This window comes from Cellulomonas fimi ATCC 484 (genome assembly GCF_000212695.1).
GTDB classification, from domain to species: domain Bacteria; phylum Actinomycetota; class Actinomycetes; order Actinomycetales; family Cellulomonadaceae; genus Cellulomonas; species Cellulomonas fimi.
The window spans coordinates 3,263,568-3,286,391 of the sequence record NC_015514.1; the positions used below are offsets into that span (position 1 = coordinate 3,263,568).

General features: G+C 74.0%; 19 protein-coding genes. 12 read left to right on the forward strand and 7 right to left on the reverse strand.

Annotated features, from left to right (window positions below):
• Positions 1 to 5: 5 nt before the first annotated feature.
• Entirely contained in the window at positions 6 to 974 is a 969-nt protein-coding gene (locus CELF_RS14740) for a carbohydrate ABC transporter permease (RefSeq protein WP_013772071.1), read from the reverse strand.
• A gap of 13 nt (positions 975 to 987) precedes the next feature.
• Positions 988 to 2,241 (reverse strand): sugar ABC transporter substrate-binding protein, encoded by a 1,254-nt coding sequence (locus tag CELF_RS14745; RefSeq protein ID WP_126298170.1) that lies wholly within the window; start codon positions 2,239 to 2,241, stop codon positions 988 to 990.
• A gap of 191 nt (positions 2,242 to 2,432) precedes the next feature.
• Here CELF_RS14745 and CELF_RS14750 point away from each other — a divergent pair, with 191 nt between their 5' ends.
• From CELF_RS14750 to CELF_RS14780, 6 genes are all read left to right on the forward strand, one after another.
• Complete coding sequence (locus CELF_RS14750; protein ID WP_013772073.1) at positions 2,433 to 3,065, forward strand: carbonic anhydrase; 633 nt, start codon at positions 2,433 to 2,435, stop codon at positions 3,063 to 3,065.
• A gap of 172 nt (positions 3,066 to 3,237) precedes the next feature.
• The gene (locus CELF_RS14755) at positions 3,238 to 3,816 is read left to right on the forward strand and encodes a hypothetical protein (RefSeq protein ID WP_126297808.1); all 579 of its coding nucleotides are present in this window, start codon (positions 3,238 to 3,240) and stop codon (positions 3,814 to 3,816) included.
• The gene (locus CELF_RS14760) at positions 3,804 to 4,253 is read left to right on the forward strand and encodes a hypothetical protein (RefSeq protein WP_013772075.1); all 450 of its coding nucleotides are present in this window, start codon (positions 3,804 to 3,806) and stop codon (positions 4,251 to 4,253) included. Before CELF_RS14755 ends, CELF_RS14760 begins: the two co-directional genes overlap by 13 nt.
• Before the next feature lie 531 nt (positions 4,254 to 4,784).
• Positions 4,785 to 5,843 (forward strand): peptidoglycan-binding domain-containing protein, encoded by a 1,059-nt coding sequence (locus CELF_RS14770; protein WP_157457166.1) that lies wholly within the window; start codon positions 4,785 to 4,787, stop codon positions 5,841 to 5,843.
• Positions 5,831 to 6,463: an ABC transporter ATP-binding protein gene (locus tag CELF_RS14775; protein WP_013772078.1), complete on the forward strand. Its 633-nt coding sequence runs from the start codon at positions 5,831 to 5,833 to the stop codon at positions 6,461 to 6,463. The genes CELF_RS14770 and CELF_RS14775 overlap by 13 nt, the downstream gene beginning before the upstream one ends.
• 14 nt (positions 6,464 to 6,477) lie before the next feature.
• Positions 6,478 to 7,614 carry a hypothetical protein gene (locus CELF_RS14780; RefSeq protein ID WP_126297810.1) on the forward strand — a complete coding sequence of 379 codons (1,137 nt, stop codon included), beginning with the start codon at positions 6,478 to 6,480 and terminating at the stop codon, positions 7,612 to 7,614.
• 134 nt (positions 7,615 to 7,748) lie between these two features.
• Here the strand turns inward: CELF_RS14780 and CELF_RS14785 are convergent, their stop codons facing one another.
• On the reverse strand, positions 7,749 to 8,102 hold the full coding sequence (locus CELF_RS14785; protein WP_041553558.1) for a DUF2087 domain-containing protein: 354 nt from the start codon (positions 8,100 to 8,102) through the stop codon (positions 7,749 to 7,751).
• Positions 8,103 to 8,155: 53 nt separating this feature from the next.
• Between CELF_RS14785 and CELF_RS14790 the strand changes: the two genes are divergently transcribed.
• Complete coding sequence (locus CELF_RS14790) at positions 8,156 to 9,583, forward strand: class II fumarate hydratase (RefSeq protein WP_013772079.1); 1,428 nt, start codon at positions 8,156 to 8,158, stop codon at positions 9,581 to 9,583.
• A gap of 95 nt (positions 9,584 to 9,678) precedes the next feature.
• Complete coding sequence (locus CELF_RS14795; RefSeq protein ID WP_013772080.1) at positions 9,679 to 10,242, forward strand: dihydrofolate reductase family protein; 564 nt, start codon at positions 9,679 to 9,681, stop codon at positions 10,240 to 10,242.
• A 51-nt stretch (positions 10,243 to 10,293) separates the two neighbouring features.
• Here the strand turns inward: CELF_RS14795 and CELF_RS14800 are convergent, their stop codons facing one another.
• On the reverse strand, positions 10,294 to 11,970 hold the full coding sequence (locus CELF_RS14800; protein ID WP_013772081.1) for a DHA2 family efflux MFS transporter permease subunit: 1,677 nt from the start codon (positions 11,968 to 11,970) through the stop codon (positions 10,294 to 10,296).
• A 17-nt stretch (positions 11,971 to 11,987) separates the two neighbouring features.
• Complete coding sequence (locus tag CELF_RS14805) at positions 11,988 to 12,629, reverse strand: PadR family transcriptional regulator (protein WP_013772082.1); 642 nt, start codon at positions 12,627 to 12,629, stop codon at positions 11,988 to 11,990.
• Between the two features lie 212 nt (positions 12,630 to 12,841).
• Here CELF_RS14805 and CELF_RS14810 point away from each other — a divergent pair, with 212 nt between their 5' ends.
• From CELF_RS14810 to CELF_RS14825, 4 genes are all read left to right on the forward strand, one after another.
• On the forward strand, positions 12,842 to 16,189 hold the full coding sequence (locus CELF_RS14810; RefSeq protein WP_013772083.1) for an ABC transporter permease: 3,348 nt from the start codon (positions 12,842 to 12,844) through the stop codon (positions 16,187 to 16,189).
• Complete coding sequence (locus CELF_RS14815; RefSeq protein ID WP_013772084.1) at positions 16,186 to 19,053, forward strand: FtsX-like permease family protein; 2,868 nt, start codon at positions 16,186 to 16,188, stop codon at positions 19,051 to 19,053. The genes CELF_RS14810 and CELF_RS14815 overlap by 4 nt, the downstream gene beginning before the upstream one ends.
• Before the next feature lie 124 nt (positions 19,054 to 19,177).
• On the forward strand, positions 19,178 to 20,155 hold the full coding sequence (locus CELF_RS14820) for an ABC transporter ATP-binding protein (RefSeq protein WP_013772085.1): 978 nt from the start codon (positions 19,178 to 19,180) through the stop codon (positions 20,153 to 20,155).
• Positions 20,152 to 20,874 (forward strand): ABC transporter ATP-binding protein, encoded by a 723-nt coding sequence (locus CELF_RS14825; RefSeq protein WP_013772086.1) that lies wholly within the window; start codon positions 20,152 to 20,154, stop codon positions 20,872 to 20,874. Before CELF_RS14820 ends, CELF_RS14825 begins: the two co-directional genes overlap by 4 nt.
• 68 nt (positions 20,875 to 20,942) lie before the next feature.
• Here CELF_RS14825 and CELF_RS14830 read toward each other — a convergent pair whose 3' ends face one another.
• Positions 20,943 to 21,182, reverse strand: a complete 240-nt coding sequence (locus tag CELF_RS14830) for a TM2 domain-containing protein (protein WP_013772087.1) — start codon at positions 21,180 to 21,182, stop codon at positions 20,943 to 20,945.
• A gap of 130 nt (positions 21,183 to 21,312) precedes the next feature.
• The gene (phoH2, locus tag CELF_RS14835) at positions 21,313 to 22,704 is read right to left on the reverse strand and encodes an RNA 5'-3' helicase PhoH2 (protein ID WP_013772088.1); all 1,392 of its coding nucleotides are present in this window, start codon (positions 22,702 to 22,704) and stop codon (positions 21,313 to 21,315) included.
• Between the last annotated feature and the right edge of the window lie 120 nt (positions 22,705 to 22,824).

Below are 22,824 nucleotides of genomic sequence, written 5' to 3' on the forward strand. Positions count from 1 at the left end.
GCTCATCACCGCTCCCCCCTCGCGCCGGCGAGATCGACCTTGAACAGCTTGATCGCGATCCAGCAGATGCCGATCACGGCGACGAACAGGAGCACGGAGATCGCGGACCCGAGCCCGATCTCGAGGCGTCCGATCGACGTCCGGTACGCCAGCAGCGACAGGACCGTGGTCCCCGCGGAGCCGTTCGTCATGATGAAGACGTTGTCGAAGATGCGGAACGCGTCGAGGGCCCGGAACAGGACGGCGACCATGATCGCGGCCTTCATGTTCGGCAGCGTCACGCGCTGCAGCCGCTGCCACCACGTCGCGCCGTCGACCTCGGCGGCCTCGTCGAGCTCGGTCGGCACCTGCGCGAGGCCGGCCAGCAGGAGCAGCGAGATGAACGGCGTGGTCTTCCAGATCTCGGAGGCGATGATGACGAACACCGCCGTGCCGAACTCCGCGAACCAGTTGAGGTTCTCGTCGATCCCCGGGACCCAGGCGAACCACTGGTTGACGTAGCCGGAGTTGATGTCGAAGGCGTAGAACCACGCGAACGCCGAGACGACGGTGATGATGCCGTACGGCACGAGGATCGCCGTGCGCAGCAGGCCCCGCAGCCGCTTGATCGCCCGGTGCATGACGAGCGCGAGCGCGAAGCCGAGCACGAGCTCCACGGCCACGGTGATCACCGTGATGAGGGCCGTCACGCCGAACGCCTGCCACCACACCGGGTCCGACAGGACCACGCCGTAGTTGGCGAGCCCGACGAACTCGCGGTCGTCCGGGGCCGTGAGCCGGTACCGGAACAGCGAGTCGTAGGTGGCCTGCAGGATCGGGTACAGCGTCACCGCCAGCATGACGACGAACGCCGGGCCGGCGAGCATCCAGCCGAGCCGCGACTCCGCGCGTGCGCGGTCGCTGCGCAGCGCCTTGATCCGCCGCGCCTCCTCACGCCCCTCGGCCGTCGCCGGGGCGGTCGCCTGTGTCGTCATGACGCCTCCCCTCTCACAGCAGCTGGTCGCCGCGCAGGACCGCGGTGATGAAGTCGGTGGACTCCTGCGGCGTGCGCTCCGGGTCCACGGCCGACGGCGGGTGCCACGTCTCCTGCAGCCCCGACGACACCTCGTTGTAGTACGGCGTCTGCGGCCGGGGTGCGGCCTGCTCGAGCGACTGCCGGATGACGTCCGCCATCGGGAACGCCTCGAGGACCTCGGGGGCGTCGAACGCGGTCGTGTTGGACGGCGGGTTGCCGTTCTCGACGAAGTAGTAGACCTGGTTGTCCGGCTGGACGATGCACTCGGCCGCGGCGAACGCCTGGTCGACGTACCGGCTGAACGCGCCGACGCCGAGGTTGATCCCGCCGTACGGAGGACGCGACTCGGTGCCCGCGGTGACCTGCGGGTACAGGGCCCAGCCGAAGTCGTCGAGCACGGCCTGGTCGATCGCGCCGTCCTCGACGGCGGACTTCGTCGCCGGCCAGACGAACGGCCAGTTGACCATGAACGAGCCGCTCTCCCCCTGGAAGATCGACATCGACGCGTTCTCGTCCTCGGTCGGGAGCGCGGGGCCCGCGAGGGCGTCGCGGCCGATCGTGCCGATGATGTCGGCCGCCGCCCTCCCCGCGTCGGTGTCGAGGCCGAGCTGGATCTCGTCGGCCGGCGCCTCGGGGTTCTCCAGCACGTGCCCGCCCGCCGACTCGACGAGCGCGTTGATCCACACCGTCAGCGACTCCGCCTTGGTGCCCTGCACGCTCAGGTACTTGTCCTGGGAGCGTGCGGCCTCCATGACCTGCTCCCACGTCACCGGCGTCGTCGCCGGGTCGAGTCCGGCCGCCTGCGCGACCGACTTGCGGTACCAGAGCAGCTGCGTGTTCGCCCAGAACGGGACGGTGACGAGCTCGTCCTTCCACGTCGCGCCGTCGAGCGCGCCCTGCACGACGTTCTGCGAGACCCGCTCGGCGACGTCCTGCGGGATCGGTGCGAGGAACCCCGGCTCGGCGAGCTCGGGGATGAACGGCGGGTCGAGGCTCATGAGGTCGATCGACGAGTCCTTGGCCGCCAGGCGGCGGGCGAGCTGCTCGCGCTGCGACGCCGCGTCGCGCGGCAGGACCGACACCTCGATGCGGTACTCGCCGCCCGCCTCGTCGGTGCAGCGGCGCGCGATCTCCGCCTGGCCGCCGTCGTCGGGGTTGATGTACCAGGTGAGGACCGGAGGGCCCGACTCCGCCGCGCACGCCGCCAGCGGCGCGAGCACGGCCATGACGGTTCCGGCCACGAGTGCTCTCGTCCGGCGTCGCACGGAGTACCTCCCCTGGTCGCAGCGGTGCGCCAGGACCCTTGCTACTCCCGTCCGGGACGGCGCGCCACCGGACGGCGTCCGTCGTCGCAGGTCCGCGGCGGTAGCCCGCCTGTCGGGCAGGAGGTGCCGGCGGGCGCGAGCCCTGCGACCATGTGCCGGTGCCTCAGACCCTCACCCCCGCCGAAGCCTGGTCCGCGCTGCGCGACGGGAACGCCCGGTTCGTCCGCGGCGAGATGGAGCACCCGTCGCAAGGCATCGACCGCCGGACCGAGGTGTCGACCGCGCAGTACCCGTTCGCCGTGATCTTCGGCTGCTCGGACTCCCGGGTCGCCGCCGAGATCATCTTCGACCAGGGCCTCGGCGACGTGTTCGTCGTGCGCACCGCCGGCCACGTGCTCGACACGACCGTCATCGGGTCGATCGAGTACGGCGTCGAGGTGCTCGGCGCGTCGCTCGTCGTCGTCCTCGGTCACGACTCGTGCGGTGCCGTCGCCGCCGCGACCGCCGCGCTCACCGACGGCGAGCTGCCGCGTGGGTTCGTGCGCGCCGTCGTCGACCGCGTCATCCCGTCGATCGTCAACCTCACGGGCGACGGCGGCATCGGCTCCGTCGACGCCGCGACCCTCGGCCACGAGCACGTGCGGCACACCGTCCAGATGCTGCAGGGCTACTCGGGGTCGCTCGCGGAGGCGATCGCCGAGGGCCGCTGCGCGATCGTCGGCCTGGAGTACACGCTCGCCGACGGCCAGGTGCACCTCACGGAGTCGGTCGGCGACATCGGCTGACCCGGACCACGAGGCTCCTCTCCTCAAACCCGTCACACGCGGCCCTGACTTCCGTTACGGTCATGCCGTGCACAGAGGACGATGGCGCGAAACCGCCTCTGAACTGCAGTTCCGGCTCCGGACTCGGACGAATCGCCGCCGCGCGACTCACGTGCCGACGGCGTGGTCCCTCGTGGGCCTGCTCCTCCTGACGGCGTGCGGTACGGACCACGGCTCCACGAGCGCAGAACCTGCCTCCCAGGCCGAGGCGGTCATCCAGCTCGCCGAGCAAGCCGAGGTGGGCGCGGAGCAGATGGCGATCCTCGAGGACGGCGACGTCACGTACGACGAGTACGAGACGGCGATGAACCGAGCGTTCGAGTGCATGCGCACGGCGGGCTTCGCCGTCACCGTCACGGGCACCAACCGACAGAACGGGACCACCGTCCTCGACTTCAGCGTCCAGGGGACGACATCGGACACGGACCTGGCGACACAGGCTGGGCGCTCACGCCAGGAGGCCTGCTACGTCGAGGAGGCCCGCTTCGTCGATGCCTTCTGGCAGACGGCGTCTGACGAGGTGGTGGCGTTCGAGGAGCGACGAGCCTCGGCCCTCGAGCCACTGCTGCGCGAATGTCTTGCGTCCGCCGGAGCCGACGTCCCGACGGACGCGAGTTTCGTCGACCTCGTCCATGTCGCTTCGGACCTGACGAGCAAGAACCGGACCGACGACTGCATCGGTGAGATCGGATTCTCGACGTGGGACGGCTGACGGCGTCGGTTCCGCGTCGCCGGCGGGTCGCACACGGCGTCGCGACGTTGGGGCTCGCGTCCCTGCTCCTCGGGTGCGGCGCTGACCCGTTGGCAGGTCTTGGAGGCCCGGGCCTGCGCACCCGATGCGCCGAAGGACTGCCGGAGCCGACCGGCACCGCGGTCCACGCCTGCAACGACGGTGAAGGGCGGGGCACCTTCCCCGTCGAGCTCAAGGCTGGCCGGTACGACCTGGTCGTTCTCTGCGACGGAGCCGACGACGTCACCGTCGTCCTGGACCCCGTCGCTCCGGCGTCGGAGCCAGCGGTCGCCGAGTGCAGCAGCGGCCCTGACCCGTCGGCCGTCGAGATCGGCACGCTCACGGACGACGAAGTCACCGAGCTGACGCTGACACAGCACGGTGAGGGCGATATCGCCTTCTTCATCGTCCGCCGATAAGGCATCGCCACGATGGCCGACGGGCCGAGCGCATGGACGTCCGCCTACTGCCCACAGCCGTCGACGGTGGTTTCCGATCACCACAACGAGACAGGAGACGCATGAACCAGCGCAGAACGGCCTTGACCGCCCTCGTGGCGGCGGTCGCCCTGGTAGCCCCGGCCAGCGCAGCCGCCGCCGAGTACCAGGACTGAACATGGTCCAACGGCTGCGTCAGTCGGTATGAGTGGACGTTCACGTACGACTGGGCGCAGACCGAGGACCGCAACAACAAGTGCACCCTCGTCAGCGCGTTGGTCTACTTCAACCCTCCCGGCACCTCGACGACTCTGTCGACTCCGTGGACCCACAGCGGCGTCCTCGCCCGCGCGTCGGGCAAGGAGATGCGAGACCACGTGCACGGCGCGAACTGAGGGTCGCCGATGATGCGCCAGCCCGCTCGTTGGCGGAGCGGGCGCATCACCGGCCGCCTTGCCCGTCGAAGGGCTCATGGGACACGAAGGCCATGCAGGGACCGGGAGGCATGCGGTGGTGAGGTCACGGACGGCGTCGGGCCGCGGGGCGACGCCGGTCTGGTTGGTACTGGCGACCTTGCTCCTGGCTCCCTTGCTGGTGGTGGGGGGCTGGTGGTTCGTCGCGGCGACGGAGAACCCGACAGCCGCGGCCGCACTCGTCAAGCCCGTGATCGTTCCCGTCGAGCTCCACGACGTACGCGCCGAGACGACAGTCGGCGTTCGGGTCGACGACGTCGCGGGCCGGGAGGCCGCCGTCGCCGTGGCAGGCACCGTGACCGGGGAGACGCGCCCCGGCCAGGAGCTCGACGACGGCGTCGAGGTCCTCCGCGTCGACGACCATCCGGTCCGCGCCATGGTTTCGGACGCACCACTGTGGCGGGTGCTCCGTCCGGGAGACCAGGGCGAGGACGTCGCTCGGCTTCAACGGTTCCTCACGGGACTCGGACTTTACGACGGCCGCGCCGACGGTCGCTTCGGAAGCGCTCTGGGTCGCGCCGTCGCCAGGTTCAACGCCGACGCAGGACGCGGTAGCACCAAGACGGACTTCGACCCGGGTACGGTCGTCTGGGTCGGGCCGGACCCCCTGGAGGTCGCCGAGCCACTCGTGTCCGTCGGGTCGTCCGTCGCGCCTGGCACACCAATCGTCCGCGGGCCCGCTCGACCTGGCGTTGTCGTCGTCGCCGAGCCGCAAGGCGGGATCGGCGCGGTCGGGCGCTTCGGCGCCGCGGCGACACTCTCCGTCGGTCACGCCGCCGTCGCGTACGTCCCTGGATCCGGGGCCATCAGCGCGCCCGAGGCGGTGGACGCGATCCGCGCAGCACTTGCGCCGGCGGTCGAAGGAACGGCGCGCGTGACAGCGGCTGAACCCGTGACGGTCGTGATGGTGCCGGCGTCGGCGCTGGTCCAGGGTCTCGACGGCTCGCTCTGCGTCTATGAGGACCCGGACTCAGCGCCCATCGCGGTCGAGCCCGTGGGTGGCGGGGTCGGGTGGACCCACCTGCCGGCGACCGTGCGAATCGATCGCGTGCTCGCGAACCCCGGTCGAGCATTGCCGGACAGCCCGTGCACCTCGTAGCCGACGACGTCTACGTCCGCTACCGCAAGACGAGCCGAGACGTACTAGCAGGAGCGTGCCTGCGCGTTGCGCAGGGGGAGACCATCGCCGTCCTCGGGCCGTCAGGTTCCGGCAAGTCGACTCTTCTCTCCGTGCTCGGGGGCCTCGTAGCGCCGACACGCGGAAGCGCCCACCTGGATCACGCGGAACGACAGTCCCTGCGGGACGTCACGGCGTGGGTGCTCCAGACCGTCAACGTGCTCCCTGAGCGGTCCGCGCTGGACAACGCAGCCATCGCCGGCCTCACGCGAGGCATGAGCCACGCCGCAGCCAGGAAAGAGGCCCAGGTACGGCTGTCGGACGTCGGCCTCGGGGATCGCCTCGACGACGCGGCCAAGGTCCTGTCCGGCGGGGAGCTGCAGCGCGTCGTCATCGCGCGCGCCCTCATGTCGGCGCGACCATTCATCCTCGCCGACGAACCGACAGGGCAGCTCGACCGCGCGACCTCCGACATCGTCCTGGACGCACTCTTCCACTCTGCCGCAGGAGCAGCGGTGGTGGTCGTGACGCACGACCGAGCCGTAGCCGAGCGATGCAACCGGGTGGTCCGGATCCACGACGGCGTGGTCAGGCCCGCGTGAGGAACGCTCAGGACGTGATGTCGACGACATCGGCCCCTCGTTCGCGCACGTCCCAGCAGTGGCGCGCGCGCGCCTCGCTCCGCGAGGGGTTGACGAACTTCTGGCAGGCCCTGCTGCTCGGACCCCTGCTCGTCACCCTCACGACGCTGGTCGTGGCGGCAACACTCGTGACCGACGCAGTGACAGCGGCGCGCGTCGTCCGGGCCGAGCAGGAGTACCTCGGCGCGGGAGGCGACCTGCTCGTCGCCCAGCGGCCCAACGAGGTGCCCATCGACGTCGCGAGATGTGTGGCCCTCAAGAGACTTGCCGGAGTCCGCGAGGCAGCCGCGGTCTCAGTCCGTCCGAGCGCAGCGCGAGTCGTCGGCCGGCCTGAGAGCCAGCAGACCCTCGTGCTCGCGACCGCCGGAGCTCTCGACCTGCTGAACGCGCCTTCCGTCGGAGCGCACGAGGTCCTGGCTTCCCAGACGATCGCGGACCGGTGGCAGTGGGCGCCGGGGTCGCACCTGCAACTCGCCCCGCTCGACGACGCTGACCTCGCCGTACCGCCCGGGGTGCTGACGGTGACGGCCACCGCGGACCTTGCGCTCCTCTCCGAAGGAGCATCGACGGGTCTGCTGCTGGTTCGAGCGCCGACCGGAACCGCCGACGCCTGCTTCGTCCGCATCGAACCTCAGTACCGAGAGGACCTCCGCGCGTCCATGCCTGCTGCCCTTGGTGCGCGCGACGGAGCGGGCGTCACAGTGTCCGACCGACTCCCCGCGGGCGCGGCAGCAGCCGATCCTGCCGCAGCGTTCGACACGAGGACCACACGATGGGCTCCACCGTTCGGCGGTACGGCCGTGGGGCTCTTGTGGTTGGTCGTCGCGTGGACACGCCGAGGGCGGGCGGCGATGTACGCGTCGATCGGAGTGCCGTACAGCGGGGGTGTGCTCCTGCGGTGGACCGAGGGAGCCGCCGTCGCGGTGCTCGGATGCCTCTGGGGCGCCGCGTGGGCTGTCACAGCGTCGGTCTGCCTCCTGGAGGTCCCCGCCGCGCTCGCGGTGTCGCTCTCGGCGCGAGGTGGCGCCAGTGCACTCTGCGTCGCGCTGACCATGGTGCTCCTCGTCGGACTATGGCGCCCGCCGACCCTCGCGGCGCTCAAGGATCGGTGACCGGCGCGCCGCCGCCCACTCGCAGCATGCCCGGGGGCGACGTCGCGGGGTTCGTCACCGGCGTCGCACTGGTGAGCGACCTTCGCATCCTCGTGGTACACCGCTGAGCCCTCGGGCGATGGGCCGATCGGTGGTCAGAGCCAGGAGTCCTCGGGGCTGGGGCGGGCGCCCGGCTCGTCGTCGTGGATCGTCGGGCGTTCGCGCCAGTACTGGCTTCCGTCCTGCCGTCGGCCGACGAGCCCGGCCTCGACGAGGTCGCGGCGCAGGCGGACCGGGTCGGCGGTGACCTCCGCGAGGCGCGCGGTGAACGCGCGCTCCTCGGCGGCCTCGCCGGGGGCGAGCAGGCGCGAGACGAGGTGCTCGAGGAGCATGAGCCGGTCGTCCTGACGGCGCGGCGTGCGCACCAGCCGGCCGTTCTCGAGGAACCGCTCGGCCGGGCAGACGCTGACGTCAGCGGCGGAGCGTGGGTCGTGCGCGACGGCGTCCATGTGGTCATCGTCACCCCACCGGCCCCCGGTTGTCGTGGGGCAGGATGGACGGCATGACTTCCGCACCTGTCACGGGCACGACGACGTCGCCCGAGTTCCGGATCGAGCACGACACGATGGGCGAGGTCCGCGTCCCCGCGGCGGCCCTGTACCGCGCGCAGACGCAGCGGGCGGTGGAGAACTTCCCGATCTCCGGCAGCACGCTCGAGCGCGGGCACATCGAGGCGCTCGCCCGCATCAAGAAGGCCGCTGCCCGGGCGAACGCCGAGCTGGGCGTGCTCGAGCAGGACGTGGCCGACGCGATCGTCAGCGCCGCCGACGAGGTCGCGTCCGGCGTGCACGACGCGCACTTCCCCGTGGACGTGTACCAGACGGGCTCGGGCACGAGCTCGAACATGAACACCAACGAGGTGCTCGCGACCCTCGCCACGCGGGTCCTGGGGCGCGACGTGCACCCGAACGACCACGTCAACGCGTCGCAGTCGTCGAACGACGTGTTCCCGACGTCGGTGCACGTGGCGGCCACCGCGGGCGTCGTGCGCGACCTGGTCCCGGCGCTGGAGCACCTGGCCGCGGCGCTGCAGGAGAAGGCCGACGCGTGGGCGACGGTCGTGAAGTCGGGCCGCACGCACCTCATGGACGCGACGCCGGTCACGCTCGGCCAGGAGTTCGGCGGGTACGCCGCGGCGATCCGGTACGGCGTCGAGCGCGTGCAGGCGGCCCTCCCCCGCGCGGCCGAGGTGCCCCTGGGTGGCACCGCCGTGGGCACGGGCATCAACACCCCGGCGGGCTTCCCGCAGCGCGTCATCGCGCTGCTGCGCGAGGACACCGGGCTGCCGCTGACGGAGGCGCGCGACCACTTCGAGGCGCAGTCGTCGCGCGACGGGCTCGTCGAGCTGTCCGGCGCGCTGCGCACCATCGCGGTGAGCCTGACGAAGATCTGCAACGACCTGCGCTGGATGGGGTCCGGCCCGAACACGGGACTCGGCGAGATCGCGATCCCCGACCTGCAGCCCGGGTCGTCGATCATGCCCGGCAAGGTCAACCCCGTGATCCCCGAGGCGGTGCTCATGGTCGGCGCGCGGGTCGTCGGCAACGACGCCACCGTCGCGTGGGCCGGCGCGTCGGGCTCGTTCGAGCTCAACGTGCAGATCCCCGTCATCGCGTCCGCGGTGCTCGAGTCGGTCCGGCTGCTCGCCAACGCGAGCCGCGTGCTCGCGGACAAGACCGTCGCGGGGCTCGTCGCGAACGAGGAGCGCGCGCGGGCCTTCGCCGAGTCGTCGCCGTCGATCGTCACGCCGCTCAACCGCGTCATCGGCTACGAGGCCGCCGCGAAGATCGCCAAGCACGCCGTCAAGCAGGGCGTCACGATCCGCCAGGCCGTCGTCGACCTCGGCTACGTCGAGCGCGGCGAGGTCACCGAGGAGCAGCTCGACGCGGCCCTCGACGTGCTGAGCATGACGCGCCCGCCGCAGGCCTGACGCGCACCACCCGATGAGTCCGGCCGCCCGGCCGGGTCGGACCCACGACCCGCCGGGCGGCCGCCGTCGTCCCGGCCCGAGAGCTGGGAGCCCGCATGCGCACCGTCTACGCCTTCGTCTTCGTCTCGCTCGACGGCTACGTCGCCACGCCCGACGGCGGCACCGACTGGTTCGTCACCGACGACGAGCTCGAGCGGTACTCCGCCGGTCAGGGCGAGCACATCGACACGATCGTGATGGGCCGGCGGACGTTCGAGCTCATGGCGTCCTACTGGCCGACGCCCGAGGCGCACGCCGCCGACCCCGTCGTCGCCGCGTTCATGTGCGACCTGCCGAAGGTCGTCGCGTCCCGCACGCTCACCTCGCACCCGTGGGGGCCGACGACGTTCGTCGCGGACGACGTCGCCGGACGGCTGCGGGACCTCAAGGACCGGCCGGGCAAGCAGATCGCCGTCTTCGGGTCCTCCGCGCTCGTCGCGTCCCTGCTGCCGACCGGGGTCGTCGACGAGGTGCGCGTGCTCCTGCAGCCGGTGGTCCTCGGTGCCGGGGTGCGGTTCCTCGACGGCGCGCCGCACGGCACGACGCTCGAGCGCCTCGACGTCCGCACGTTCGGCAACGGAAGCACCCTGCTCACCTACCGCCCCGTGCCGACGACCTGAACGGGTCCTGGGCGGGCGCCGATCGGCGCCCGCGCGGTGCGGACCCCCTCGTCAGGGTCGGGTCGCCGGCACCGACGCGCCCGCCGCCGGTGCGCCCGCACCCGGCGCGGGTGCCGGGACGTGCTGCGCGGGCCGCAGGGCACGCATCGCGAGCGACGCGACGAGCCCGAGCGCGAGCACGACCGCGGTGAGCAGGAGCGTCTGCGCGACGGCCGTCGAGAAGCCCGCGTGCACGGCCTGCGTGGCGGCGTCGGTGATCTGGCGCGCCACGTCGGCCGGCACGGAGTCGGGCAGGGCCGGCGTCGCCGACGCGCCGTCCCCGGCGGACCAGCGGCTCGGGTCGATCTGCGCGAACCCGTCGAGGAACGGGGCGCGCGCCTGCTCGGGAAGGTCGACGGCTGCGTCCTGCGCCGCGGCGGGGATGGCGACGCCCAGCCGCGAGGTGAGCATCGCGACGACCGCGGCGGAGCCGATGACGCCGCCGATCTGCCGGTTCGTGTTGAACGCGCCCGCACCCGCACCCGCGTTGCGCTGGTCGAGCCCGGCGGTCGCGGCGGCAGCGAGCGGCGAGAACAGCAGGCCCGTGCCGATGCCGAACACCGTCATCGGCAGCACGAGCTGCCAGACCGGGACGTCGGGGCGGATCACGGCGGACAGCCAGACGACCACGACGACGAGCACCGCGAACCCCGTGGCGACGATCCACTTCGCGGGGAACCGGTCGGACAGCCGGCCGGCCACGGGCGCCACGATGCCGGAGAGCAGCGACCCGCCGAGCCCGACGAGCGCCGCGTGCAGCGGGGACAGACCCAGGACGAGCTGCGCGAAGATCGTGAACGGGAAGAAGATCCCGGTCATCGCGAAGGTCACCGCGAACCCGGCGACGTTGGACAGCGAGAAGTTGCGGGCGTGGAAGAGGCGCAGCGGCATGAGCGCGTCGTCGCCGAGGTGGCGCTGCCACAGCACGAACGCGACCAGCACGACGACGCCCGCGACGATCATCGACCACACGGTGATCGGGCCCACGACCGTGCCCCAGTCGAACGTCTCGCCCTCCTGCAGGCCGAACACCAGCAGGAACATGCCGACGACGGACAGCACGACGCCGACGCCGTCGAACGTGCGCGCGTGCGTCGCGAGGACGGGCAGCCGGCGCACGGCGAGCCACAGCGCGACGACGCCGACGGGCACGTTGACGTAGAAGATCCACTCCCAGCCGACCGTCTCGACGAGCAACCCGCCGAGGACGGGACCCGTGATCGTCGCGACGCCCGCGACCGCACCCCACACGCCCATCGCCGCGCCGCGGCGCGCGGGCGGGAAGACGCGCGTGATCATCGACATCGTCTGCGGCGTCATGAGCGCACCGCCGACACCCTGCACGGCGCGCGCGACGATCAGCGCCTCGACCGACCCGGACAGGCCGCACGCGAGCGACGCGAGCGTGAACACGACGAGGCCGACGACGAACACCGGCCGCGGACCGAACCGGTCGCCGAGGCGGCCGGACACGAGCAGCAGCACCGCGAACGTCAGCAGGTAGGCGCTGTTGACCCAGCCCACCTCGGTGAGGCTCGCGTCGAGCTCGCGGACGAGGGTCGGCACGGCGATGTTCACGATGGTGGTGTCGAGCATGATCATGAAGAAGCCGAGGCACAGCGGGGGCAGGATGCTCCACGGGCTGCGCCCGTGCAGGTCGACGAGCGCGCGGGGCTGCTCGGTGGTCATGGGTCCTCCGGGGGACGTCAGTGCGTGGCGGGTGCCGCCGGGGCGGCGAGGGTGGCCGCGCGCCGGGCGTGGCGGGCGCGGGCGAAGTCGGCGGGGAACGGTGCGCCCCAGTCGAGGGTGTCGTCGGCGAGCTCGGCGAGCGTGGCGTCGAGCCACGCGACCTCGTGCCGCAGGTGGGCGACGTCGTGCTCGACGTCGAGGAGGTAGCGGCGCGGGAGCCCGTCGGCGCGCACCTGGTCGTACGCGTCCTCCAGCCGGGCCAGGCGCTCGGCCTCCCGGGCGCGGCGCCGGCTCAGCGCGTCGACGACGACCGTGCGGGGCAGGTCGACGGCCTCGGCGAGTCCGACGGGGAAGACGGGGTGCACCGGGTGCTCGTCGCCGAGGAAGCTCGCGAGCCGCTGCTCGTACGCGTCGCGGCCGGTCGTGGTGAGCCGGTAGGTGGTGCGCTCGGGCCGGTTGCCGCAGCGTTCGGTGCCGACGGCCGCGACGAGGCCGTCGCGTTCCAGGCGCTCGACGGCGTGGTAGACGGCGCCGGGGTTGACGCGGACGAGGCGCGCGTCGCCGCGCTCCACGAGCGTCTGGAAGACGTCGTAGGGGTGTCGCGGGCGCTCGCGCAGGAGGCCGAGCACGAGGACGGCCACGGCGGACAGCTCGGCCATGCCGTCGCCCCCTGTCCCGTAGTCCGTCCGAAGTATTCCGGTCGGAATATAGCCGCTCCGTGGGCCCCGGAACACCCCGCGCGGCGCAAGGTCACAGAACGGTTGCGGATCGCGGGATCGCTCCCACGCCCTCGCAGGGCCCACCTAGCATCGACCGGACCAGCACCGTCGCCCCGCCGGCGCGTGCCGACGACGACGTCCCCGGAGGGCTGATGGGCTGGACCCTGCGCGTGCTGCGGCACCGTGCCGCCGCGCAGAGCACGCTGCTCGCGGCCGTCCTCGCGGTCGCGCTCGTGGGCGCCACGCTGCTCGGCACGTTCGCCCTCCTGCTGCACACGAGCGAGAACGACGCCCTCGGGGAGGCCCTCGGCCGGGCGCCCGCGGAGTCCACCGAGCTCGAGGTCGTGCTCACCGTGGACGGCATCCCCGTGAAGGCGCTCGACCGGGCCGACACGTTCCTCGACGACGCGCTCGGCGGCATCGGCTCGGAGCGCAGCCGCTGGCTCACGTCGAACCTCGTCCACGTCGGCGAGGGCAGCCGGATCAGCCTGCCCATGGCCTACCTCGCCTCGAGCCCGGCCGTGCCCGAGCACGCGACGCTCGTGGCCGGCACCTGGCCCGACGCCGCCGTCGACGCCCGCGGCAGGATCCCGGTCGCCGTGCCCAAGGTCGCGGCCGACACCTTCGGGTGGGAGGTCGGGACGGTCCTGCCCACGCTCGACGGCGAGAACGGGCTCCGGCAGCAGGTCGTCGTGGTCGGCGTCCACGTCCTGGAGGGCCCCGGGTCGCTGTGGCGGCGCGACCTCCTCGGCGGCGCGCAGTACAACCCGTCGTGGCCCATCCCGGGGTCGTTCGGCCAGCTCACCGGACGGCTGTACGGGCCGTTCGTCGTGGTCCCCGAGGCCCTCGTCGACGGCCCGGCCAGCATGGGCTCCGCCCGCGTCGTGGCCGCCCTCGACCTCGACGACGCGTCCGCCCCGCAGGTGCGCTCGCTGCAGGGCGCACTCGCGGACGGGCAGGCCCGCCTCTCGTCCACGATCGGCGCCGCCGCCACGAGCGCGCGGATCGCGACACCCCTGCCCGCGACGATCGACGAGGCCCTCGGGAACCTCGCCGTGACGCGCGTCGGCGTCGTCGTCGTCGGGCTGATGCTCGTCGTGCTGGCCGTCACCGTGCTGCTCCTGGCCGCCCGTCTCCTGGCCGAGCGCCGTGCCGCCGAGCAGACGCTCATGGCGTCCCGCGGCGCCTCCACCGGGCAGCTCCTGCGGCTCGCCGCGCTGGAAGGGCTCGGCGTCGCGACCGTCGCCGCGCTCGCCGCCCCCTGGCTCGCCCGGCTGCTGTACGACGCGGTGACCCGCATCCCCGTGCTCGAGGCCGCGGGCCTGCACAGCGACCCCGGCACACCGGCGACGCTGTGGCTCACGTGCGTCGGGGCGGCCGCGCTGCTCGCCGGCGTCCTGCTGCAGCCGCTCCTGCGGCGCCGCGGGAGCGTCGTCGACGCCGAGCAGCAGCTCGTGCGGCAGGACCGCCGCGGCGCGCTCGCCCGGTCGGGCGTCGACCTGGCCCTGCTCGCCCTCGCCGCCGTGGGCGTCTGGCAGCTGCAGGACTACCGCTCCCCCGTGCTCGCCGGCACCGAGGGCACGGCACGGCTGGACCCGGTCCTCGTGGCCGCCCCGGCGCTCCTGCTGCTCGCCGGGGCCGTGCTCGCGCTGCGCGTCGTGCCGCTCGTCGCCGGGCTGGGCGAGCGGCTCGCGTCGCGCAGCCGGTCCCTCGTGGCCCCGCTCGGCGCGTGGGAGGTCGCTCGCCGTCCCGGGCGCGCCACGGGTGCCGTGCTGCTGCTCACGATCGCCGTCGCGGTCGCGTCGTTCGCGCAGTCGTTCCTCGGCACGTGGCGCACGTCGCAGCAGGACCAGGCCGACCTCGCGGTGGGCACCGACCTGCGCATCGACCAGCTGCCCGGCTCCCCGCTCGAGCAGACGCCCCGCGTGGCCGCGATCACCGCGGACCTGCCTGCCGTCAGCCCGGTCACCGACCGCGACGTGGCGGTCGGTGCGGCGCTCGGTCCGGAGTCGGAGAACCGGCGCCCCACGGCAGCCCTGCTCGCCGTCGACACACGGCTCGGCGGCGACCTCCTGCGCGGCCGCAGCGTCGACGGGTGGGACGCGGTGACCGCGCCCCTGCGTCCCGAGAACGCCGTCGAGGGCGTGCCGCTGCCGGGGAACGTCGCGCAGCTGCTGCTCGACGTCGCGTCGACCGTCGCGCCGGCGACCCCCGGCGAGGTCGCGCTGACCGTCGTGCTGGAGGACGACCTCGGCGTGCGGACACCCGTCGCGGTCCCCCTGACCGTCCCCCTCGGGAAGGCGGTCCAGGACCTGCGCGTCGACCTGCCGGTGCCCGTGCGCGACGCGACGCTCGTCGCGGTCGTCGCGCGCGTGCTGCCCGTCGAGCCCGAGGAGGGCGAGGCGGAGGAGGAGACGCCCGCGCAGCGCGGGGGCCGCCGCACGGAGCTCTCGCCCCAGCGGCTGCTCACGCTGGACGTCACCGGGGTGCGCGCGGTCGCGACCGGCGCCAACGGCGCCCCGACGGGGGCCGCGACCGCGGTCCCGCTCACCGGGGCACGCTGGGAGTCGGCGCCGCGCACGGGCACGGGCCCGGTCGACGTCGAGCCGATGACGGTGCTGCCGCAGGGCGACGGGCTGCGGATCGGCGGCACAGCCACCGTCACGGCGATCGAGGGCGGGACGGCGCAGTTCTCGGTGACGACCTTCGCCGCCCCGACCGTCGTCCCGGCCGTCGTCTCCGACACGCTCGCACGGCAGCTCCGGACCGACGTCGGCGACCAGGTCGGGGTGGACCTCGGCGACGGTCGCGCGATCCCGGTCGAGATCACGCGCGTCGTGCCGTACCTGCCGGGCCACCCTCGCGGCGTCGCGCTGCTGGTCGACCGCGACCTGCTCACACGGGCCACCCTCGCGGCGTCGTTCGCGGACCCCCTGGTCGACGAGTGGTGGGCGCAGGTGCCCGACGACGAGGCGGCGTCGGTCGCGCAGGCGATCGCGCAGGAGGGACTGGGCGAGGCGACGACGCGCGCGGCCGTCCGGGCGGCGGGCACCGACGGTCCGCTGCGCATCGGGGTCCAGGCCGCGCTGTGGGTGGTGACCGTCGCGGCCCTCGCGCTCGCGTTCGCGGGGTTCGCGATGAGCGCGACCGTCTCGGTCCGCACACGGCGCCTCGAGCTCGCGCGGCTGCAGGCGCTCGGGGCGTCCCGCGGCGGGATCGTGCGCGCGGTCCTCGTCGAGCACGCGGTGATCGGCGTGCTCGGCGTCGCGGCCGGGCTCGCGATCGGCGGGCTGCTCGCGTCCGTGCTCGGGCCGCTGCTCACGGTGTCCGCGCAGGGTCGACCACCCGTCCCCTACGCCCGCGTCGAGTGGGACTGGGCGGGCCAGGCGCTGCTCGTCGGGGCCCTCGTCACGCTCGTCGCGCTCGCCGTCGGCACCACGACGAACGCCCTGCTGCGTCGCGCCTCTGGCGCGCTCCTCCGTCTGGGAGACGAACGATGACGACGACCGCACCTCGCCCGCCGGCACCGCTGCCGTCCCGGCGCGACCGGCGGGGGCGCCCCTCGGGGAGCCGCACGCGGGCGACCGTCGCGCTCGCGCCGCTCGTCGCGCGCCGGCGTGCGCGGGACGACGTCGGGCTGCTGGTCCTCGCGGCGCTCCTGCTCACCGGCACCGTGCTGCTGTCCGTCGCGCTGCCGCGCCTGCAGGCCCGCACGGCCGACGAGGTCGTGCGGCAGGTCACCGCCGACGCGGGCACACGCGCCGACGTGCTCATCCGGCTGCCGGGCGGCAACCCCGTGCCGGACGAGCGCGACGAGGACGCGGCCGTCATCGTCGCGAACCTGGCACGCGATCTGTACGCGCGCGTCCCCGACGTCGTCCGCGACGCCACCGACGAGCCCGTCACGGCCGTGCAGTCGGTCCCCGGGCTGGCGAAGGTCGACGGCACCCCGCTGCTCGTGCGCCTCGTGCACCTCGGGGGGACGGACGCCGACGCGCCCGAGCTGGTGCGGTGGGTCGAGGGTGAGGAACCGGGCGCGGCCCCGTTCACCCCGACGTCTGACGACCCCGACGCCCCGCCGCCCGCCGAGCCGCCCGTGCTCGAGGTGCACGTGGGCGTCGCAGCCGCGACGGCACGCGAGCTCGGCATCGCGGTGGGGACCCGGTTCCCGCTCACGACCGCCGGAGCGGCGACGTCCGCGGTCGTCGTCGTCACCGGGCTGTACGAGCCCGTCGCGCCGGCCGCTGCCGCGTGGGAGACGTTCGACGACCTCCTGCGCGCCATGCCCGCACCCGTGACCGGGCAGGCCGAGGCCCGGGTCGGCCTCCTGCTGTCCGACGCGTCGCTGCCGGACCTCGCGCTCACGCTCGCGTCCGGCGCGATCACCCGCACGGCACGCCTCCCCACCGACCCGTCCGCGCTCGACGAGGCAGGCGCACGCGCGGTCGCGGACGCCGTCGTGGAGCTGACGACCCGGCCCGACCTCGCGATCCCGGGCGGCACCCCCGCGGTCGAGAGCGGGCTGCCCGCGGTGCTCGACGACGCCGCCGAGAAGCTCGCCGCCGGACGCGCGCAGGCGTCCGTCCTCGTCGTCGGGCTCGCGACGGTCGGGGCCCTCGCGCTCGTCCTCGCGTCCCGGCTGCTCGTCGCGCGGCGCGAGGTGCTGCTGGTCGCCGAGCGGGCTCGCGGTGCGTCGGTGGCGTCGGTCGTCGTGCGGGCGCTCGCCGAGAGCGTCCCCGTGGCGCTGCTCGCGGCGGGCGCCGGCGCGGCCGCGGCGGTCGCGCTCGTGCCGGGTGCGACCGGCGGCTACGGCATCGCCGCGACGGTCACCGTCGTGGCCGTCCTGGCGCCCGCCGTCGCGGCCGCGCTCGTCGTGCGACGCGCGTGGACCGGCGCGCGGCAGCCCGCGAACCGCAGCGACCGCGAGCGGCTGGCCCGCCGTCGGGCCGCGCGGCGCCTGACGGGCGAGCTCGCGCTCGTCGCGGTGGCGGCCGCCGCGGTGGTCTCCGTGCGGGGCCGCGGTCTCGTCGCCTCCGGCGGCGGCGACGTCGACCTGCTGCTGGCTGCCGCACCCGCGCTCCTCGCGGCGGCGGCGACCGTGCTCGCCGCGCGTGTCCTGCCGCCCGTGCTGCGCGGCCTGTCGCGCGTCGCGGCCCGCCGGCGCGGGCTTGTCGGCGTCGTCTCGGTCGCCCGTGCCGCGCGCGCGTCCGGCACCGCCGTCCCGCTGCTCACGCTCACCACGGCCGTCGCGCTCGTCGTCTTCTGCGGGACCACGTCGACCACGGTGAGCGCCGGTCAGGTCACCGCCGCGGGCGTCGTCGTCGGCGCGGAGGCGCGCGTCGACGGCCGGATCGAGGACGACCGCATCGCGCAGCTGCGGGACGCACCCGGCGTCACGGCCGTGGCCGCGGTGACCGAGCAGCTCGGCCGCTCCTTCGGCCGGTCGAGCGGCGTGAAGGCACGGCTGCTCATCGTCGACACCGCCGACATGGCGCGGATCCTCACGGGGCGAGGCGAGCCTGCCGACGGGTGGGCGGAGCTCGCGGAGCCCTCGTCGGACGGACTCCCCACGCTGCTCACGCCGGACCTCGCACGGACCGCGCAGCTCGTCGAGCCGCAGTTCATGGCCGCGCAGGAGTTCGTCGAGCTCGACGTGCAGGGCGTCGTCGACGCCGTGCCCGAGCTGGCGCGGCACGACGCGCCCGCGGAGGCCGACGGCGAGAAGGAGACGGACCCCGAGCCGCCGAGCGGCGCGTTCGTCGTCGACCGCGACCTGTACGTCCAGGCCACGGGCCGGCCCGCGCCCGTCACCGCGGTCCTCGTCGACGGCCCGGGCGCCCGCGCGGCGATCACCGCGGCCGGGTTCGACGACCTCGCCGGCGTCACCGTGACGGAGCACGACGCGTGGCTCGAGGACGCCCGGACGAGCCCGGTCGCGTCGAGCCTCGGCGCGCTGCTCCTCGCGTCGGCGGTGCTGCTCGCGCTGTACGCCGCGATCGCGCTCGCCCTGACGGTCGTCGCGACGTCCCGCGAGCGCGGCCGCACGCTGTCCGCGCTGCGCACGCAGGGGCTCGACGCTCGCGCGGCGCGGGCCCTCACGCTCGGCGAGCTCGCGCCGCTCGCGGTCGTCGCCGTCCTCGCGGGGTCGGCGATCGGGATCGCGGTGCCGTGGGCGCTCACCGACGCGCTCGGGCTCGACCGGCTCACGGGCGCACCGGGGACGGCCGAGCTGCGGCTGAGCTGGGTGCCCGTCGCCGCCGCCGCCGCGGTCGTCGCCGTGAGCCTCGTCGTGGCCGTCCTGGTCGAGTCCGCCGTGCGCCGCCGCGACCGGCTCGGCGAGGTCCTCCGGGTCGGCGAGCGATGACGGCGCCCCCACGCCTGCGCCCACCCGCGCCCGCCCCGCGGGCGCCGGCCCCGGCCCTGGCCCCGGCGTCCGTCCCGTCCCGCGACACCCACCCGTCCCGTCCCGTCATCCCCCGGAGGCCCTCGTGAACCCCACGCAGACGGCGGACACCCCCACGCTGGGCACCCTCGAGGAACGCGCGCGCCGGCGCACCGGCGCGTTCGGCGAGGACGCGCTGATCGTGTGCGACTCGCTCGTGCGGATCTACCAGTCCGAGGGCATCGAGGTGCAGGCGCTGCAGGGGCTCGACCTGCTCGTCGAGGAGGGCGAGCTCGTCGCGATCGTCGGCGCGTCCGGCTCGGGCAAGTCCACGCTGCTGTCGGTGCTGTCCGGGCTGGACGTGCCGACCGCGGGCCGGGTCCGGGTCGGGCCGTGGGACCTCATGTCGATGACCGCGAAGCAGCGTGTGGCGTACCGGCGCTCGATGGTCGGCTTCGTCTGGCAGCAGACGGCCCGCAACGTCGTCCCGTACCTCACGGCCGTCGAGAACGTGGAGTTCCCGCAGGCGCTCGCGGGCGTCCGCGCCCGGACGCGACGCACGCGCGCCGCGGAGCTGCTCGACGTGCTGGGCGTCGGCTACTGCGCGCAGCGCCGTCCCGCGCAGATGTCGGGCGGCGAGCAGCAGCGCGTCGCGATCGCGGTCGCGCTGGCCAACCGCCCGCGTGTGCTGTTCGCGGACGAGCCGACGGGCGAGCTCGACACCGCCACGTCGCACGACGTCCTCGAGGGCCTGCGGACGGTCAACCGCGAGCTCGGCACGACGGTCGTGGTCGTCACGCACGACTCGGGGGTCAGCGAGCACGTGCAGCGCACGGTCGCGATCCGCGACGGGCGCACGAGCTCGGAGGTCGTGCGGCGCACCCGGACCGCGGACGACGGCACCGAGCACGTCGTCGCCGAGGAGTTCGCGGTGCTCGACCGCGCGGGCCGCGTCCAGCTCCCACGCGAGTACCGCGAGGCCCTCGACCTCGTCGGCAAGGTCCGCCTGGCGCTGGAGACGTCCCACGTCTCGGTGTGGCCGGACCGCGACCCGTCCCCCACGTCCCCGCAGGAGGAGCTGTGACCACGACGACGGACGCCCCCGCCGGGACCCGCACGCCGCAGGGCCCGCCGCTCGTGCGCGTGGAGCACGTGAGCCGGACCTACGGCTCGGGTGCGGCGGCGGTGCACGCCCTCCAGGACGTGTCGTTCACGGTCGCTCCGGGCGAGCTCGTGGCGCTCGTGGGCCGCTCCGGCTCGGGCAAGACGACGCTGCTCAACGCGATCGGCGGGCTCGACAAGCCGGACGAGGGGCGCGTCGTCGTGGACGGTCGCGAGGTGTCCGCGCTGGACGAGCGGGGCCTGGTCGAGCTGCGTCGCGACGTCGTGTCGTTCGTGTTCCAGACGTTCGGGCTCGTCCCCGTGCTGTCGGCGGCGGAGAACGTGGGTGTCCCGCTGCGGCTGCGGAGGCTCCCGACAGCCGACCGGGAGGCCCGCGTGGCGCTCCTGCTCGACCTCGTGGGCCTCGGCGACCACGCCCGCCAGCGACCCGGCGAGATGTCGGGCGGGCAGCAGCAGCGGGTGGCGATCGCGCGCGCGATCGCGAACTCGCCGCGCCTGCTCGTGGCGGACGAGCCGACGGGCCAGCTCGACACCGAGACGGGCACGGCGGTGATGGCGCTGCTGCGGGCCGTCGTGGAGGCGGAGGGGATGACGGCGATCGTCTCGACGCACGACCCGCTCATGATGTCGCTCGCGGACCGCGTGATCCGCATCGCGGACGGGCGCCTCGTCGACGCCTGACGTCGCCCGCCGCTGCGGACGCACGAGGGCCCCCGACCGTCGCACGGTCGGGGGCCCTCGTCAGCGGATCAGGTCCACTGCGTCAGCAGACGGCCCTCCTTGTCGGAGAACTTGCCGATGATCAGCATGATCAGGTCGACGAGCGTCCAGATGCCCAGGCCGCCGAGCGTCACCAGCATGAGCACGCCCGTGCCGATCTTCCCCACGAAGAAGCGGTGCACGCCGAGCGTGCCGAGGAAGAAGCACAGCAGGACGGCGGGGAGCAGCAGCTTCGGGCTGGCGCCGGTCGCGACGGGAGCGGTGGTCATGGAAGCCTCCAGAACGGGGGTGTGCGGTGCCCGCGGAGGGTGCGGGACCGGGTGTGTCGAGCGAACTGTAGTGAACCGCCGGAGCCCGCATGTGCCGTTTGGAGGGCGAACTTCCGACCCGGCGTGATCGTCACACCTCGATGCCCTCGAGCATCTCCGTGACGAGCGCCGCGACGGGCGAGCGCTCCGAACGCGTGAGGGTCACGTGCGCGAACAGCGGGTGGCCCTTGAGGGCCTCGATGACGGCCGCGACCCCGTCGTGCCGCCCGACGCGCAGGTTGTCGCGCTGGGCGACGTCGTGCGTGAGGACGACGCGCGACGACTGCCCGATGCGGGACAGCACGGTCAGCAGGACGTTGCGCTCGAGCGACTGGGCCTCGTCGACGATGACGAACGCGTCGTGCAGGGACCGGCCGCGGATGTGCGTGAGGGGCAGCACCTCGAGGATGTCGCGGTCGAGGACCTCCTCGACGACCTCCTGGGAGACGAGCGCACCCAGCGTGTCGAACACGGCCTGCGCCCAGGGGCCCATCTTCTCCGCCTCGCTGCCGGGCAGGTAGCCGAGCTCCTGCCCACCGACGGCGTACAGCGGCCGGAAGACCATGACCTTGCGGTGCTGGCGGCGCTCGAGGACGGCCTCGAGCCCGGCGCACAGGGCGAGCGCGGACTTGCCCGTGCCGGCGCGGCCGCCGAGCGAGACGATCCCGATCTCCTCGTCGAGCAGCAGGTCGATCGCGACGCGCTGCTCGGCGCTGCGCCCGTGCACGCCGAACACGTCCTGGTCGCCGCGGACGAGCTGCACGTGCTTGTCCGCGGTCACGCGCCCGAGCGCGGACCCGCGCGGGCTGTGCAGGACGACGCCGGTGTGGCAGGGCAGGTCGCGCGGAGCCGTCGCGGTGCCGCTCGCGTCGTAGTCGCTCACGTCGGCGAGCGCGAGCGTCTCGTGCTCCCACAGGTCGGCCATCTGCTGCTCGGTGAGGTCGAGCGTGTCCATGCCGGTCCAGCCCGAGTCGACGGCGAGCTCGGCGCGGTACTCCTCGGCCCGCAGTCCGACGGCGGACGCCTTGACGCGCATCGGCAGGTCCTTGGACACGACGGTGACCTCACGGCCCTCGGCGGCGAGGTTGGCGGCGACGGACAGGATGCGCGTGTCGTTGTCGCCGAGCCGGAAGCCCGCGGGCAGCACCCCGGGGTCGGTGTGGTTGAGCTCGACGCACAGCGTCCCGCCCTGGGCGGTCATGGGCAGGGGGTGGTCGAGCCTGCCGTGCTTGACGCGCAGGTCGTCGAGCATCCGCAGGGCGCTGCGCGCGAAGTAGCCCAGCTCGGCGTGGTGCCGCTTCGCCTCGAGCTCGGTGATGACGACGACCGGCAGGACGACGTCGTGCTCGGCGAAGCGCAGGATCGCCCGGGGGTCGGACAGGAGGACCGACGTGTCGAGCACGTACGTGATCCGACCCGGCGCGGCGGGCGCCTCGTCGTCGTGCTGCGGCGTTCCCGGGACGTGCTGTGCGTTGCTGACCACGGCAGGCTCTCCCTCCGGCGCTACGTGCGCCGTGACGGGCACCTCACGCCGGCGGCCCGCTCGCGCGGGCACCTGGGCCGACGATCGGCGGCGGGACGGGGGCGGCCGGCCCTGGTGCGT